Source organism: uncultured Vagococcus sp., from assembly GCF_963518325.1.
GTDB lineage: Bacteria > Bacillota > Bacilli > Lactobacillales > Vagococcaceae > Vagococcus_D.
Window position 1 is genome coordinate 1 of record NZ_CAUQJB010000021.1, and the last position, 17,126, is coordinate 17,126.

The following is a 17,126-nucleotide window of genomic DNA, read 5'->3' on the forward strand; positions in this document are numbered from 1 at the left end:
TGATTTGTTAGGTGAGGCTTCTATACAAACACAGGATGCTGCCCAGAAACATCGAGAGATGCCAATGGGTAAAACATGAATCGTCGATTAAGGCTTTTCTGAATGCATCTAAAGATTAAGCAATTAATCTTTTACGTTGTCTAGTGCTAAAGCTCAACGTAGAATCGCGACATTTTTTTGGACTGTCTGCCCTACGCTGAGTGTGCTCAATGTAGGGCTTTTTCTATGCGGCAAACCAAGGGTTGTATTAATAACTTTTAACATTATTAGGAGGTGGTTGAAGATGGACGAGAGTATATCGATAACCAGGAAAGAAGAAGAAAATAGCTCGACAGATTCAACCACAACTACTTAAACATACGCTGTGTTTTTTCTCAGCCTTGTGGTGTAATGATCAGCCCATCCTTATTCTTTCCACTTATTTTGTTTGACCTATTATAAGTGAAAGAGGGTTTTTTAACCATGAAAAAATTTGTATTATTAATCATAACTTTATTTAGAGACACCAGTTTAATTTATGCACCAACTTCTGAGCACTCTACTGATTTTGATGTATACTCTACATTGTTATAGGAGGTCCTGATGAAAAATAAAATCAGACTTCTAAAAAAACGTTTACGAAAAGGACGCAATAACGACTTAAAACTCAAGATGGTTCCTTGGCAAAGCCCTGAGTACTTCGCTGCCATTGAATTACGCAATGACAGTTTAAACCGCCCAAGCGGGTTAAACCTCATTACAAGCCCACCGGTCCAAGAAGAACATGCCCTTCACATTGTCGCTACCATTAAAGGTGAAGTTGTAGGCACCCTCTTTTTAGATGGAACTGAACGGGATTATGTGGCGCAAATTAAGCAAGTTGCGGTGTCATCTGAACATCGTGGCCGCAAGATCGGTCAACACTTGATGACTTATGCTGAAAACATCGCCATTCAACATAGCTATCAAGAAATTGTCTTATACGCACGAGAATCCGCGTGGCAATTTTACGAAAAACTACACTATGTTAACTTTGGCGAGCAAGCTTCTAATGGAGCGAACCTAATGCAGTACTATCGTAAAGAACTAGGCATTACTTCTGATATTATAGAGGTTGCTTAATGAGAAAAAAAGAACCAATTAGCCAGATTAAAGCTGGTTAATTGGTTCTTTTTTGATTGGCAGGAAGATTCTAAAAATCGTGCCTACACCCGTTGCACTTTCCACGTATATGCGGCCGCCATAACTTTCAACTAATTCCTTAGCAATTGATAAACCAAGTCCGTTACCGCCTTTATGCCGACTTCGAGCTTTGTCCACCCGGTAAAAACGATTAAAAATTTGCCCTACCTCTTCTTCGCTGATGCCCTCACCATAATCTTGAATCGCAATCTCCAGTTCATCTTGATTAGAAGACACGGACATATGGATTTCCTTGCGATCCTGGGAATATTTAACGGCATTATCTAAAATGATAATCAACAGTTGCTCAAAATGATTCCGGTAAATGCCGACTTTTAGCTCATGGGGCAAATCATCGTCCAAAATAAAGGTGAAATCTTCATAGAGAATTTTAAAGTTATTAAAGGTTTGATGAGTGACCTCTTGAGCCTGAGAAGATTCATTTTTATACTGAAATTCCACTTGTTCAACCCGTGAGAGATCCAACATCTCCTGAACCAAACTTTTCATCCGCGTGATCTCCTGTAACGATGCTTCTAAGGACTCTTCCAGTATTTCCGGATCATCCTTCCCCCAACGAGTTAAGAGCTTTAGATGTCCTTCTATGATTGCCACAGGCGTCCTTAGCTCATGAGAGACATCTTCAACAAACTGCTGTTGCTGAATAATAAACTTTTGCATCCGATCCATCATATCATTAAAAACTTCTGTTAAATCCGAGAACTCATCTTTCGTCTGCAACTCTGGCAGTCTAACATCTGATTGAGGTTCACTTTTAATGATGGCAATCGTATCAGTGATCTTCTTCAAAGGTCTTAAAAAGTAGGAAGATAACAGAAATCCTAAAATTAAACTCACAACCATTCCCACCGATACCAACAAAATCATTGTATTTAATAGCTTCGAACGAATCGAATAAACTGAGGTTAAATCGTAAAATAATTGGACGTACCCGACTAATTCGTTTGTTTTAGAAGAATAAATTGGTTGAGTTGCTAAATAACCGGTTTTATCACCAAATTGTTCTTCACTTATCTTTTTCTTATTGCCTCCCTGATAAGACAAGCCTGTTGTTCTGGTTTCAAAGACCTGCTTTTTATCAGAATTAAAGACCGAGACTGAGAGATTAGGTTGTGATAAATCCGAAAGAAAGCTATTTAATTGAATTAAATTCGCTTCGATCGTCTCAACTGTCATATCTCCAGAAGAATTTCGTGGCGAATTTTTCAAATAAAATGTCGTATTCCGAATAGTCAAATCAACTTCTGATTGTTCTAAACGTCCTGTCAATTGAGACAGAGAATCTTTTAAATTGTCTTTCTCTTGTTTAACCATCAAATTGGTGCTAGTTTGGTACGTAATAAACGCAAAGATCATAAATAAAACAAAAATAAACGTAGATGTAAGAAGTGCCCACTTTGCAGTGAGCACCAGATTGAAACTAAATTTTTCTTTTGTTGCTTTGAGACGCTTACGCATTAGGATCTCATCACATATCCAGTACCGCGAACAGTTTGAATGTAACTTTCTTCGCCAGGCACATCGATTTTATTTCTTAAATATCTGATATACACATCTACAACGTTTGTTTCCACTTCTGTTTCATAACCCCATACTTTATTAAGCAACACATCTCGTGCTAAAACCACATTGACGTTTTCCATCAAGGTTAAGAGTAATTCATACTCACGCTTAGTCAGTTCAATAATATCTGTATCACGACGTACAATTCGATTTTCTTTTTCAATAGTTAAGTTGCGATAAGATATCGTGGTTTGTTTGGTAATATTTTTATCGCCTTCAATGTCAATTCGGCGCAGCAAAGCACGCAAACGCGCTAATAACTCTTCAATAGCAAAAGGCTTCACGATATAATCATCAGCCCCATGGTCTAAACCGGATACGCGGTCAATCACAGAATCACGTGCCGTCATCATAATAATTGGCGTATTTTTTGTTTGGCGAATGCGACGACAAACTTCTAACCCATTTAATTCTGGTAACATTAAATCCAAAAGAATCGCGTCCCAATCCCCGCTTAAAGCAGCTTCCAAGCCTGTTCTTCCATTGTAGTGAACCTCAGCGTTATAACCTTCGTGTTTTAACTCCAGTTCGACGAAGCGAGCTAAATTTTTCTCGTCCTCGATGATTAAAATATTACTCATTGTGGTAAGTTCCTTTCTCTGTTGAAAAATTCTCAATCTCATTACCATTATAACGATATTGAGGGAAAAAATCCATTCTATCTTTACACAGATTTTTAATCAAGCAAAAAAAGAACCTTAAAAATAATTGTCACTTTCATTTTATCAGAATAATCGACTCTACCCGCTTTACCAAAAGACTTTTCTGAAGAGTTTCATCTTTAGAAAAAGATAGACACTCTTTAGTAATAATCGAATGCAACCTGTTATTCAATAATCAACCATACACTGAAATTTTTGTGAAATCCCTTTTCGACTTAGCAACCCAGACAAAAAAAAGCACTGAGCAGCGACACACTCAGTGCTAAATTAAAGATTCGTTTACGCTTCTGTATACCAGTCATAATGGAAAATCCCTGGTTTATCCTTGCGCTCATAAGTATGCGCTCCAAAGTAATCTCGTTGGGCTTGAATAATATTAGCTGGTAAATCAGCACTACGATATGAATCATAGTATGAAATAGCAGAACTAAAGGTTGGTACTGGAACACCTGCTTGAATCGCAACTGATACGACGTCACGCACGGCTTGTTGATATTTTTGAGTAATTTCGTTGAAATACTCATCTAATAGCAAGTTTTTCAAATCAGCTTGACGATCGTATGCATCTGTTATTTTTTGTAAGAACTTAGCACGGATAATACAACCTTCACGGAAGATTTTAGCAATCTCGCCGTATTGTAAATCCCAACCATACTCTTCGCTGGCAATCCGTAATTGAGCAAACCCTTGCGCGTAACTCATGATTTTGCTGAAATACAAAGCTTCACGAACTTTTTCAACAAATTCCGCTTTATCTCCTGTAAAAGCAGGGGCTGCTGGTGCTGGAATAATTTTACTTGCTTCCACACGTTCGTCTTTCATCGCTGAAATATAACGGGCAAATACAGATTCTGTAATAAGGGGTAATGGGACACCTAAGTCCAATGCACTTTGACTCGTCCATTTACCTGTTCCTTTATTTCCAGCTGCATCAAGAATGACATCCACAATTGGTTTACCAGTTTCCTCATCTTTACGAGTCAGAATATCTGAAGTGATTTCGATCAAGTAACTATCCAGTTCTCCTTGATTCCATTCAGTAAAAATTTCCGCACATTCTTCAACAGAAAGACCTAGTAATTTGGTTAATATATCATAAGATTCCGCGATTAATTGCATGTCACCATATTCAATCCCGTTATGAGCCATTTTCACATAGTGACCTGCTCCGTTTGGACCAATGTAAGTCACACACGGTTCGCCATCCTCAGCGACTGCCGCAATTTTTTCAAAGATTGGCGCCACTAAATCATAGGCTTCTTTTTGGCCACCTGGCATGATTGACGGGCCTTTTAGAGCCCCCTCTTCGCCACCAGAAACGCCTGTTCCAATGAAGTTAATTCCTGAATTAGCCAATTCTTCATTACGACGAATCGTGTCTTGGAAGAATGTGTTCCCACCATCGATCAAAACATCACCTTTATCAAGATGAGGTAATAGACTTTGAATTGTTTTATCTGTTGCATCGCCAGCTTGAACCATCAGCATAATACGACGTGGTTTTTCAAGTGATTCAACAAACTCCTCGACCGTATAGGTTGGCACTAATTTTTTATCTGGATGTTCAGCGACAACTTCTTCTGTTCTCGCACCTGTTCGGTTAAAAATTGAAACTGAGTAGCCACGGCTTTCAATATTTAAGGCTAAATTTTTCCCCATAACCGCCATTCCAACTACCCCGATTTGTTGTTTAGACATGAAATTCCTCCTATTTTTTATCTTACTTTTAGTCGAAAAAGTTTAAGTACTTTTAACTCTTTTAATTATAGCCTATTTTACCTTTATTTAAAACTATCTTGAAATATTTTTGAAAATAATTTGGTAAAAGCTCTGAAAAGTCATTGATTCACATCTACTTAAACTATTTTCACTCCTATTACCTCTTTTATCATAAGTGTTTCCAACAGTATTTACTAGGCATTTTTTCGTCCATGCTTTTCTGCACTATTATCACGTGACAACAAGGAATGACATACAGCCGGACTATCAAAAAAGCCCCTGCACTTGCAAGAGCTTTCTAAAGCTATGTGATATTTTTTCCAGTGATATTGTGTTTTCTCGCTAACTCTTGAAGGGAAGCTATACTTAATCCGGTTAACCGAGTGATTTGTTTCATAGAAAATCCCGATTCAAGCAATTTGATTGCGACTTCTTTTTTTCCTTCTTTTTTCCCTTCTCTTTTTCCTTCCTCTCGGCCAACATCACGATTGGCAATATCCCTTAATCTCGCTGTCTCAATCATTTGTTGCACCTCCTTATTATGTTGATAACTTTCTAATATCCTTTTGGCGAACTTTACATCTTGGTCTGTTTCCTCACTAAGTTCCTCATTATTAAAATACTGACACCAATCCTTTAACAATTGACTGACACTCTCATCGGCTTGATCATATTTTGGTAATTCCACAAAAATTAATTTCAGCATTTCCTTCCCAAACTCATCTAATAAAGGCTCTAAACGATTTTCCTCCAAAACTCTGAACACCGACATCAGCCCTTTGTAAGTCCTGAAAAAATTATGATCCAGAATACTAACAATATAGACCGGGTAGATATTTTGATAGGTGCTTGTTTTTTCATCCGTCAAAAACTCTAACTGCTGCGCAAACCGATTAACTGCATACAACAAAGCGCGTTTTCCCCAGAACTTTTGATAAGCCATTTGAAACTCAATAATAACCTTCGATTTATCTGGTAAAATTGCTAAAACGTCAACTTCTGTAAAAGACAACGCAATGTCTTTCTCGTTATCAATACTGGCTCTTTCCTTTGAGCGAATTGTTTTCCCATCAATAACCGTTGCTTCCTTTACTTTTAATCCCAATGTGGCACTAATTAAGCTAAGGAGCGCCAGTTTATTTTTTGGATCACTAAACAATAGTTTGTTCTCTAAATCTCTCATCGGCGAAACCGTTTGTGATTGGTCAGTCAACTATCATCACTTCCTTACGTCTAATCCATCACCTCTCCGAATTTTTTCTTGCAGCACGCCATTAACTTAGCCTTATTTATACTCACAGTTTAACATGGGAGTTACCTTCTTTCAATTATCTCACTGTAAAAACTTCTTAATAATTCAGTTCATTAACACGCCATTCTACGATAGCGCGGGCCAATATCCATGATTTGCAGTAATCATCTCATCCAAGACTTTTTTTGCCACACGAACATTTGGCACCGTTTGATTTAACGTAAAGGCTTGAAGAGCTTTTTGGTAAGAACCCTCAAAATAAGCATCTACCAATAACTTTTCTGCAGCTACTTGGGCTTCCATCAGACCTTTGTGAAAATCATTAATCGGACCTCTCAACGAGATTGGTTCAACCCCTGTCGCCCCCACATACGCTGGAACCTCTACAACTGCATCTGGACGCAAATTAGGAATCGCGCCATGATTAGGCACCAATAACATAAAACGACGGTGCTCATCATTGAGAATACTGGTTGCCATGTCTACGATATACTGGCCATGTTCGCCAAAATTAAAATTCAAAACATCATCGGTCACACCGCAGCGAATTTTTTGTGCCATTTCCTTGGTATTTTTCTCTCGACCCGCCATCACCATATTGGCTCGCGTGTAATCTCTATCAGCTTTTTCCACAATCATGTCGCCGTACAGATAGTATTCCAAATAGTTATTAGGGATTTGAGTCGGGAAATCCTTCGTCATAACAGACAGCATGTTAAATGCCTCTTGCCACGACACATCCCCCTCATTAAAATCAGCCACGTTCATTTCTTGTTTGTTTAATTTTTCGATTAATTCAGGCATGATATCCCTACCTAAAGATTTATCATAAATTTCGGTATACCAACCAAAATGATTCAAACCGTAATAAGTCGCTACCCAGTTGTTGCGGTCATAACCATAATTAACTGCCATCGTTTCTTCCAGAGAAATCGTCATATCACAGGCGTTGATCATCTTAATCAGAGGGTATTGGCGACGAATCGCTTCCGAGACGATCGACTCCGGGTTTGTATAGTTTAACAGCCAGGCTTCCGGCGCAAATTCTTGGACATAACCAACAATTTCCAATAAACCGGCCATGGATCGCATGCCATAAGCAAAGCCACCTAAGCCACAGGTTTCTTGACCCACGAGCCCATGACGTAAAGGGATTTTTTCATCTTGCTCGCGCATCTTCAACCCGCCTACTCGAATTTGAGAGAAAATAAAATCACAGCCACTAAAAGCCACCCGAGGGTCTTCCGTCACCGTTAACTTCACCCTTCCATGGCCTTCTTTTTTTAAGAGTAGCTCAATGATTAGAAACATGTCCTGATTCCGTTCCGAGTCATTGTCATATAATCGGATCTCTTTAACCGGCAAACTCTCGGCATTCTTCAGCACCGCTTGAATAATTCCCGGTGTGTAAGTACTACCGCCACCTGCTATTGTTATAATCTGCTTGTTCGTCATCTTCATTTCTCCTATTCTGTTAATAATTTATCAAACTCAGCCATTATATAAGTTACTTCAAGGCCAATGATCACTTGGTAATTAGTCGCTGACGGCTTGATAATGCCGCTGACACCTAGTTGTTTAATCCGAGACTCATCTACTACTGATGAATCTAAAACCTCCACACGGAGCCGTGTGTTACAGCTATAGGAATCATTAATATTATCTTTCCCGCCAAAAGCTGCCAGCAACTTTTTAGCCATATATTGATAGTTCTTACTAGCCAAACTCAACCCTTCCTCCTCAATGGGGATATCACCAAATTCTGTGGCAACCACTTCCCGCCCTAAAGTCGGAACACTACGCTTCTTGATGATGTAATAAAAAGTAAAGTAGTACAAACAGAAAAAGACAAGGCCAATTGGCAAAATCAACAAAGGGTTGGTGGCAATTCGAAAATTGATTAGATAATCAACGATACAAGCACCAAAGGTAAAGCCGATCCTAATATTAAATAAATAGCAAATAACACCGGCTAATCCAGCAAAAAAAGCGTGGATCACATATAACATTGGCGAAATAAACATAAAACTAAACTCAACAGGCTCAGTGATATTTGAAATAAAGGAAGTGGCGGCCCCGCTTCCCATAATCCCCTTAACCATCTTTTGATTTTCTTTAAACGCAGCCCGATAAATCGCCAAACAAATAGCAGGAATACCAAACATCATCACCACGAAAAAACCTGAAAGAAAGAGCCCTGCATTCGGATCGCCATTAATGAAGCGGGTCATTTCGCCTCGAAAGACTTCCCCGTTAGGTGCGGTGTAACTGCCCAAATCATAATAAACATAAGTGTTTAAGACGTGGTGCAAGCCAAAAGGAATCAGCAAACGATTGAGGAACAAGAAAATCCCAACACCTAGCGCTCCCATATCAACCAGTAATTTAGCAAAATTATCGATCCCATTTTGGATAAAAGGCCAAATATAACCGAAGGCAACAGCAGAAACCGTTTGTAATATCATGACCATCGTTAATGGGAACTTTTCACCAGCAAAATAAGAAAAAACCAAAGGTAATGTTTGCTCTTTGAAACGATTGTAGGTCCAAGCCGCCACCAATCCTGAAATAATGCCAGCAAAGATGCCCATGTTGACATCTGGATTGATAATGGCAAGACCTGATTTCAAAGTGGCGATGGCTAGAAAGCCAGTTAATGCCGGGATTCCCTTATCCTTTGCCTTAGCAAAACCGATTGTCACTCCGATGGCAAACAGGACATCTAAATTACCAAAAACCGCATTACCTGCTGCCCCTAAAACAGGAATGTTTAACATATCATCTGCTGATAACCGTAAAATCAGTCCTGCTAGTGGCATAGCAGCCACCGGCAGTAGCATTGCCCGACCTAACTTTTGAATAGTTGTTTTAAAATTTGACATAATCGCTCCTCCTATTTTAATACTGATTAATCTATGACTCTCCGATAAAACAAGCCACTAACTACAAGTCCCCATAAGTGATTAGTTCAATGTGGCGATCTCCTTGAACTTCCTTGGCAAAATCCGAATGAATCAAAAATTCAACTTGATTCAATCGCGGATAAAGAAAGCTCGACTGCCGGTACAAGGACTGATCCAAATAAGCGGCATGGCACATAACCTCCGTACTTTCAGTCCTTCGCAACTTCCTTAAAAGCCCCTCTAAATACACATGTAAATCAACCTTTAATAGCGAGTCCTTTCGATCATCCACTCCCACTTCATCAAATAACGGTTCGAAGTATGTCGTATGTTGAACCTTATTCGCCAATTGAAAATTACCTCTGACAGGTAAATCATATTTTTGAGCTAAGGCTACAACTACTTCCTGATTTTTACCAAACGAATGAGTATGATGATGACTATCTAGATGAGTAGGGACAATTCCAGCTCGATAAACTTTTTGAATTTGGGCATTCCATTCTTGATACAACTCGTCACAGTCAATTTCAAAACCCTCTCGATAAAAACTCAAGGACCTAAATAAACGTCCCTCTGTTAGTGTTCCCACATTAGTTAATAACGGTTGCCCGCAAGTCAGCGTCAAGTGAACCCCCACCCCTAAGTTAGGAAACGCCTTTTTCAAGCTAACAGCGTGATCAAAACCAGGCATGTTTGCCATCAATGTGGTGGAGGTTAAAATCCCTAGCTGATAAGCATCAATAATGCCATAATTAACCCCTCTACTGTAACCAAAATCATCTGAATTCATTATTACTTTTCCCATGATCTACCTCCGTTTTTCTATAAAAATAACCCCATAAGAAAAAAGAGGTGTCTCCTTCTTCTTATGAGGTCATGCCTACCGAATAGTTGCACCCTACAAAGTTTATTAAATTCGCGCAAGATGAATGGCCAAATAAATCGTCTCATTATCCTTCACGTCCAGCTGGTAAGTTTGTTTGATAAACGTGGTAATCATCTCAGCCGTCTGATATTGCTTGGATTCCTTAAATGTTTGATTGATAAAAGTGATTTCCTCCTCAGGCATCTCTTCCTCGTAAATTAACCGCTTCACTAAAAATTTTAAATGAATTAACATGCGATTGTAACTGAGGGAATCCTTATCTAAAATCTTATTATATTGTTTTTCAATCATATGAATAATAGCAGTGGAAATTTCGATAATTTTCAAACTATTCAGACTGTTCCGCTCGCCTAATTCGGCGTTAATAATATGCATCGTAATAAATCCAATCTCGTTATTCCCCAACTCTGTTAAGTAGCGCAGATTGATCCTTTCAACTACCTCAGCCGCCACTCGATACTCCTCAGGATATAAGAGCTTCATCTCTGGCAGCATGATGGCCGTGACTTGAGACTCTTCCTTTTGCCGCTGAATCGCGAAGTAGATGTGATCTGTCAACGAAATATAAATATTCGAATCAAGAGGCGACGCAATCTCTTGAGAGATAAATTGAATCATTTCTTCGGAAAACTCAATATATGCTAGCGGGATTTGCTTGGCCATTTCAGTAAACATTTTCACTTTTTCTTGCGTGTCCAAAACAAATAACTTATCCGCAGTCCTTACATCAAAGGTTTCACCAGATGTCACTGAAAAACCTATCCCTTTACCCATTGCGATTTTTTCAATACTGTTATCATCTACTAGCACCACATTGTGGTTAATTTTTTTAATTACTCGCATCCCATTGCTCTCCTTTCCCAACATACAAAAAACGACCTAAGAAAATAGACTCATTTTCTTAGGTCGTGCCTAATTTAATAGTAGCACCCAGTTATTAACTAAAATATAGCACCTTTTTAAAGCGTTGTCAAACCCGTTTCAGACTTTCTTTTTTTGTTTCAGATAAACAACTAACAACAAAAAACCCTTAAGACTCCATGGTTGTCTTAAGGGTTTAAACATTTCAGAAATGTCTTATTCTTCAGTTGACGCGTTAACGTCTTTACCATCATAATGCCCACAAGCTGGACATACGTGATGACTACGTTTCATTTCACCACAGTTAGCACAAGTGCTCATACCAGGTACTGATAATTTGTAATGTGTACGACGCTTAGCTTTTTTAGCTTTTGAAGTTTTTCTAGCAGGTACTGCCATATTAACTACACCTCCTTAAATCATTTAGCAATCAATGGATTTCGCCATCAACTACCATCTATTCCAATCCTACAACTCATCGGATCCTTCACTATTATCTAATAAAGACGACAATTTTGCAAGACGAGGATCAATTTTATTTTCTTCTTGCTGCACTTTTCGCTCCATATAAGCTTCTTCGGACATCAATTCCCATGCTTCGCCTTTAATTGACTCGTGGGATAATTTTTCTTCCTCAGTTAATACTTGTAACGGAATCGACAATAGAATGTGATCTTCAACCGCCTCAGCTAAGTCAATGGTATCATTCTCCACTACCATCACCATGTCTTTGTCAGCGAGGATGTCCTTTGCCATTTCAAACTGAGCAGGAGTCATATAGACTTCTGTCACCTCAAAAGCAAGTGGCAAGCGCACTGGCGTTAGCGAACGTGTTGAAGGAAGGGTCAAAACCGTCTCCAGTGTAAAATACAACACATATTCCGACTTACTAACAGACAACATCCCTTTAACTTTAACGGGATCAACTGCTAATATTTCTTTATCGCGAGCCAATAACGATGATTCAATATTCAATTCTTCATTAATTTCCAGCGTATCGTCTTTGTATTTATTTAATTCCAATAAAGACCATTTCATTTTCATCACCTCTAAGCAACAAGAGTTATTATACTAGGCTTACAAGCCTTTGTCAATGAAATTTTCTTGACACCCTTCATTATTAAGCTGTTATCTGCCTAAGCTTTCTATGAGCCTGTGGATTGATAATGTCGCAGCCCAAAACGCCAAAATAAATAACAAGGAATTCCAAAAAGAATACCCGCCAAAGGCATGATAATAACTCTGGGATCGTTCACTCGGTCGATTAAGTACAGGAAGGGATAGTATTGAATTAACGCAAAGGGGACAATGTAAGTCGTAAACTTCAAGACATTTTTCCCATAAATATCAATTGGATACTTACTGTATTCCCGTGCCCCATCTGTCAATACATTCATAAACTCTAGACCTTCCAAGGTAAAAAAACACAAGCTTGCATATAATAAAAAGATGCTGGCAAACAGAAAAACACCACCGATTATCATTGAGAAAACAATCCCGATCTTCATCGGGGTCCACTCTACATGACTAGCAGTCACACCATATGCAAACATCACTATCGCTTGAATCATTCGGCCAAACCGTGTGAATTCGATTTTACTTCCAAGAACTTGCAAAATGATGTTTCTTGGTCTGACTAAAATTCGGTCAAATTCTCCGTTACCAATCATGGTTGGAAAAGAATCAAATCCCCGAAAAAAACACTCTGCTAAGGAAAATGATAGTAATATAATACTAAAACAAAGTAATGTTTCCTGAAAATTATACCCTTTAACTGTCGAGAATCGATCAAACATAAAATAAACACCTAAAAATACATTGAATGAGACAAAAAACTGGCCAAATGCTGTTAATATAAAGGACAGTTTATAGGCCATTAAAGCCTGCAAGTGCAAGTCCAAATACTTTTTATAGAGTCTCATCGCTACCCTCCTTGAATGACAACTTTTTTAACTACCTGACGTTCCAGTAATTTACCGACCATCACCAATATGACAATCCAAAAAACTTGAAGCAAAACACTTTGAGTCAAGGCCTCACCAGCCAAATCACCGCTGTACACCCTAAAAGGCACGTTTTGAATAGACGCGAAAGGCAAGAAAGCTAAAATCCGGGCAACGCCATCTGGGAAAAATGGCAGGGGTAAAATTTCACCCGATAGAATTGAGCCAATTGACTGAAAAATCATTCTTAAGCCGAAAGCATTAAGGGTATAAAATGACAGGAAATAAACAATCATGTTAAGGGAAATAATAACCAGTAAGGATAAAACCATCGTCATCATAAACAAACCAAGGACACCGATGGAAGCTGGGGGGATTAATTTATATGGCTTAGGTAAACAAAAGGCCACAATCAGAATCGGTAAACAACGAAGAAGCGTCCGCGAAATCCGGGTGGCAACCCCTCGAACAAACCACATATTATAGACACTGATTGGCCGAACCAATTCGTAGGAAACATTGCCACTTTGAATGCTGTCAAAAATATCATTTTCCCAAAACCAAATCATATACAAAGCTAAAAAGGCCTGTTGTAGCCAAACATAAGAGACAGTTGCTTCTAAACTCATGGGAAAAGCTGATGGATCCGACTGATAAAAAGCTTGAAACAGTAGAATTTCTAAAAATCCCCAGACAAATTGAGTCACAATCCCCGCCCATGCTGCCGTCCGGTATTGCAAACCGCCAATAAACTTCACACGAAATAATGACTGATATTTACTCATCAGACCACCTCAAATATCGTACTTTTGATAGAGAGTCACTAAAATCTCATCTAAAGTATCGTCCTCATGTTGTTTTAACGCTTTAAATTCAGTCAGACTGCCATCCAATAAAATAGTCCCTTTACCAATTAAAATGATCCTAGTGGCTAATTTTTCAATGTCTTGCATGTCATGAGTGGTTAAGATAACCGTTGTTTGGAATTCTTTGTTGATTTTTGTGATGAATTCTCGCACAGCTACTTTTGAAATAGCGTCTAAACCAATGGTCGGTTCATCGAGAAATAAAATTTTGGGGCGATGTAATAAAGATGCGGCAATCTCACAGCGCATTCTCTGCCCTAATGAAAGTTGTCGTGTCGGTGTTTTCAAGACATCAGATAAGTTTAACATCTGACTCAGATCTCGGAGGGTTTCTTGAAACACGTTTTCTGGTACTTGGTAAATATCTTTCAATAAATGAAAGGAGTCAATGACAGGGATGTCCCACCAAAGTTGAGAACGTTGGCCAAAGACGACACCAATATCCTTAACATGAGCCACCCGATCTTTCCAGGGGGTATTGCCGTTAATTTGACATTTACCACTATCTGGCGTTAAAATCCCACTAAGAATCTTAATCGTGTTGCTTTTGCCAGCGCCATTAGGCCCAATATAGCCGACAATTTCACCATCAGGAATAGTAAAACTGACATCGTTTAGCGCCCTTATCTCTCGGTACTCCCGTTTAAAGAACGATTTGACCGCATTTTGAAAACCGGCCTCCCGCTGCTGCACTCTAAACGTCTTACTTAAATTCTCAACAACAATCATATGATAAACCCTCCTTATTGAAACGTTTAACTTACAAAACAAGTGTTGAGGCTTCTTTTGCAAGCTTAACCTTCAAAATTCACTCGAAAGAAAACAATACCAAATAAAGAAACCGTTGTCAATCTCTTTTTACTTAAAATAACACCATAAATAAGGCCATCCCGATACAGGCTGACCTTATTTCCCTCTTAATGTTGGCGACGATTTTCACCAATCATATTGATTTCTCTGGCTAAATAACGAATGCGCTCCATGATACGCTTCGCTTTCAGAGGTTCATCTTCTCCCCGTTGTGTGACACTTAAATGTTCTTTTTCCAGTTGATTCATACTGAAGTTAGAACTGAAAAAGGTCGGTAACTGCTCTTGCATTCGGTATTGTAAAATAACCCCCAGCACATCGTCACGAATCCAACTACTCATGGAATCTGCGCCAATATCATCCAGCATTAAAATTGGCGCTTTCTTAACAGCGTCTAATTTATCGCCTGTGGTGTTTTGCGCGATGGACTGTTTCATCTCTACGGCAAAGGTTGGAAAGTGCATCAGGGTCGTTCTGTAGCCATATTCAGCTAATTCTTGAGCAAGGGCTCCTAATAAATACGTTTTGCCTACACCAAAAGAACCTTGTAAGTATAAACCTTGATGAAAGTGTTTCGGATTTTCCCTGTACTTGCTAACAAAATCAAAAGCCCCTTGTAAGGCTTCTTTTCGTTCAGCCGTAATTTCGAAATGATCCATACTCGCCTCGCGAATATCGCGAGGCATGTCCATGGCTTTCACTCGACCACGTATCTCCTCTTCCTTCTGACGAGCCAATAACGCTTCCGTCGGAACATAGGTCACATCGATGTAATGAAAATTCATAAACAGTTTAGGCTCATAACCAGGAGCAATCATCGTCGGCTCATTCAGTTTAAACTTACGTTTCTCCTGAACAAATTCATACAGTTTGGAATAACTTTTATCAATATCCTCTTTGGTTAATTGTTCCTTATGGGCTTCGATAAAGCTAATCACATCCGGGTCTTTTAAGACCTCTTGGACCAATTTGTCAAAGCGCTCAGACCAATCTCGCTGATTAATTACTTTTGTCATTTCTTTTCCGACATCTTCCATTACGACTCACCTTCTTTCCCTTTTTCACGCATTTTACGCAACTGCTCTTTAAAGTAATCTTCTTCTTCTTGAGACACTTTAGTTTCAGCATTGGTTTTGCCTACCCAGTCAGGTAACGTTTCTTTCCGACCAGAGGTTTGTTTACGGTAATTATTTTTACGAGGTGCCGATTGTTTTTGTGCGGCAGCTCCCATTTCTTTGACCTTAGTCATCGCATCTTCTGGCGAAAAAATCTGAGCCTGAGCCCAATCGTTAGCAATTGAATTAGCAAATTTCTGATTGACAGCCGCATTGCCCTTACCAACCAGAATATAGTGAATCAAGACATTGATGACTGAATCCGGTAAACCAGATTGTTTCACCAAATTCTCAACAGCCCACCGTTCTTCGTTTGCCACAAAACCGCCTTTTTGCTTTTTAATCGCACTTAAGAAAATCATTGGCGAAATACTTTCACTGGAAACAATGACTTGAATTTCACCATCATTGTAACCTAATAACTTCAAGGTATTCCGTCGACGAACCAGTTGATCATCGGCCGATAGCTCAACGGCGGCTTCTTCTACAGGCATTGTCTTTTGTTTCTTGACACCATGGTACTTCAAAACCACGCTTTTACGCAATTGATTAAGCGCCACTTTATTCGTTACGTAGTCGACTTCATTCTCAACTAAACTTTTCATCTCTAGTTCATTAATGCCATAAAGCTGATGCAAGGTAAAAACCGTCTCTTTTAACTCTTGCTGAATTTGCTCTTTATCGATATACAAACCATCTAATAAGCTGACAAAATAGGCCCAGTCAAAGGTTTCATTCACGCTGGAAAGCTTAGGTTTTTCCGAACTAAAAAACTCATCCTTAGCCACACTTAAGGTCACTTCATGTGAAGCAATGCTCTCTTGATTAAACTGATAAACATCCAAGAATTTTTTAGTAACGTCAGCGTATTCCGTCGTATTCACTTTTGGAATAGCAAAACGCTGCACAAGCTTTTGGTAGCGACGATCGCCGACACTGTCCAATAATAAGACAGCTAAGACGTCGTCTTGGAAAAGTTCTTCCGCCTTTAATGGCGCCTGTAATTCATAAATGAAATGGCGGCGTCCACCTGCCTCTTTGACAAATACCCGCAATAGACCGATGCCTTCAAGCTTAACTCGAGCATTAAATAAACGGGGTAAATCAATGTTTAACTGATTAAACAAATCCGAATGGCGCAACTCGTGACTGTCATAATCAGACTCATCTACAGCCGTTAAAAAGGTGTGATAAATGCTAAAAGCATCCATGCCAATAATTGGCTGATATAAATAGCTAAGTAATTGTTCATCATGACTGGTAATCGGAGCTGCCAATTTAACAGTAAAACTATCTTGCGGATGAAGTTGCTTCCACGAACTATTCAAATCGAGGCCTCCTTATGCTAATACGCTAATTTCTTA

At 39.0% G+C, this 17,126-nt stretch carries 16 protein-coding genes and 1 riboswitch; of the genes, 1 reads left to right on the plus strand and 15 read right to left on the minus strand.

Annotated elements, in window-relative coordinates; translation table 11 throughout:
• Positions 1-171: riboswitch (M-box (ykoK) riboswitch) on the plus strand. This riboswitch is flagged as partial in the annotation.
• A gap of 411 nt (positions 172-582) precedes the next feature.
• Entirely contained in the window at positions 583-1,101 is a 519-nt protein-coding gene (locus RWN13_RS15465; RefSeq protein ID WP_314065436.1) for a GNAT family N-acetyltransferase, read from the plus strand.
• Positions 1,102-1,128: 27 nt separating this feature from the next.
• Here RWN13_RS15465 and RWN13_RS15470 read toward each other — a convergent pair whose 3' ends face one another.
• The 15 genes from RWN13_RS15470 to RWN13_RS15540 form a co-directional block, all read right to left on the minus strand.
• Positions 1,129-2,640 (minus strand): HAMP domain-containing histidine kinase, encoded by a 1,512-nt coding sequence (locus RWN13_RS15470; protein ID WP_314065438.1) that lies wholly within the window; start codon positions 2,638-2,640, stop codon positions 1,129-1,131.
• Positions 2,640-3,326, minus strand: a complete 687-nt coding sequence (locus RWN13_RS15475) for a response regulator transcription factor (protein ID WP_209528463.1) — start codon at positions 3,324-3,326, stop codon at positions 2,640-2,642. The genes RWN13_RS15470 and RWN13_RS15475 overlap by 1 nt, the downstream gene beginning before the upstream one ends.
• 360 nt (positions 3,327-3,686) lie before the next feature.
• Entirely contained in the window at positions 3,687-5,105 is a 1,419-nt protein-coding gene (gene gndA, locus RWN13_RS15480) for an NADP-dependent phosphogluconate dehydrogenase (RefSeq protein WP_314065440.1), read from the minus strand.
• Positions 5,106-5,430: 325 nt separating this feature from the next.
• Positions 5,431-6,339, minus strand: a complete 909-nt coding sequence (locus tag RWN13_RS15485) for an Rpn family recombination-promoting nuclease/putative transposase (protein WP_314065442.1) — start codon at positions 6,337-6,339, stop codon at positions 5,431-5,433.
• 165 nt (positions 6,340-6,504) lie between these two features.
• Entirely contained in the window at positions 6,505-7,833 is a 1,329-nt protein-coding gene (locus RWN13_RS15490) for a maltose-6'-phosphate glucosidase (RefSeq protein ID WP_314065444.1), read from the minus strand.
• Between the two features lie 11 nt (positions 7,834-7,844).
• Complete coding sequence (locus RWN13_RS15495; protein ID WP_314065446.1) at positions 7,845-9,260, minus strand: PTS transporter subunit EIIC; 1,416 nt, start codon at positions 9,258-9,260, stop codon at positions 7,845-7,847.
• Positions 9,261-9,321: 61 nt separating this feature from the next.
• Positions 9,322-10,086: a carbohydrate deacetylase gene (locus RWN13_RS15500; RefSeq protein WP_314065448.1), complete on the minus strand. Its 765-nt coding sequence runs from the start codon at positions 10,084-10,086 to the stop codon at positions 9,322-9,324.
• Between the two features lie 105 nt (positions 10,087-10,191).
• Positions 10,192-11,010, minus strand: coding sequence for a PRD domain-containing protein (locus RWN13_RS15505; protein WP_314065449.1), 819 nt, complete (start codon positions 11,008-11,010; stop codon positions 10,192-10,194).
• A 234-nt stretch (positions 11,011-11,244) separates the two neighbouring features.
• Positions 11,245-11,427 (minus strand): 50S ribosomal protein L32, encoded by a 183-nt coding sequence (gene rpmF, locus RWN13_RS15510; protein WP_209528475.1) that lies wholly within the window; start codon positions 11,425-11,427, stop codon positions 11,245-11,247.
• 69 nt (positions 11,428-11,496) lie between these two features.
• Positions 11,497-12,066 carry a YceD family protein gene (locus RWN13_RS15515; protein ID WP_314065451.1) on the minus strand — a complete coding sequence of 190 codons (570 nt, stop codon included), beginning with the start codon at positions 12,064-12,066 and terminating at the stop codon, positions 11,497-11,499.
• A gap of 107 nt (positions 12,067-12,173) precedes the next feature.
• A complete protein-coding gene (locus RWN13_RS15520; protein WP_314065454.1) occupies positions 12,174-12,950 on the minus strand; it encodes an ABC-2 family transporter protein in 777 nt (258 codons plus the stop codon).
• Positions 12,951-12,952: 2 nt separating this feature from the next.
• On the minus strand, positions 12,953-13,756 hold the full coding sequence (locus RWN13_RS15525) for an ABC-2 family transporter protein (RefSeq protein ID WP_314065456.1): 804 nt from the start codon (positions 13,754-13,756) through the stop codon (positions 12,953-12,955).
• A gap of 9 nt (positions 13,757-13,765) precedes the next feature.
• Positions 13,766-14,566 carry an ABC transporter ATP-binding protein gene (locus RWN13_RS15530; protein ID WP_314065458.1) on the minus strand — a complete coding sequence of 267 codons (801 nt, stop codon included), beginning with the start codon at positions 14,564-14,566 and terminating at the stop codon, positions 13,766-13,768.
• A 188-nt stretch (positions 14,567-14,754) separates the two neighbouring features.
• Positions 14,755-15,684: a primosomal protein DnaI gene (gene dnaI, locus RWN13_RS15535; RefSeq protein WP_314065460.1), complete on the minus strand. Its 930-nt coding sequence runs from the start codon at positions 15,682-15,684 to the stop codon at positions 14,755-14,757.
• Positions 15,684-17,090 carry a DnaD domain protein gene (locus RWN13_RS15540; RefSeq protein WP_314065462.1) on the minus strand — a complete coding sequence of 469 codons (1,407 nt, stop codon included), beginning with the start codon at positions 17,088-17,090 and terminating at the stop codon, positions 15,684-15,686. The genes dnaI and RWN13_RS15540 overlap by 1 nt, the downstream gene beginning before the upstream one ends.
• Positions 17,091-17,126 lie beyond the last annotated feature (36 nt).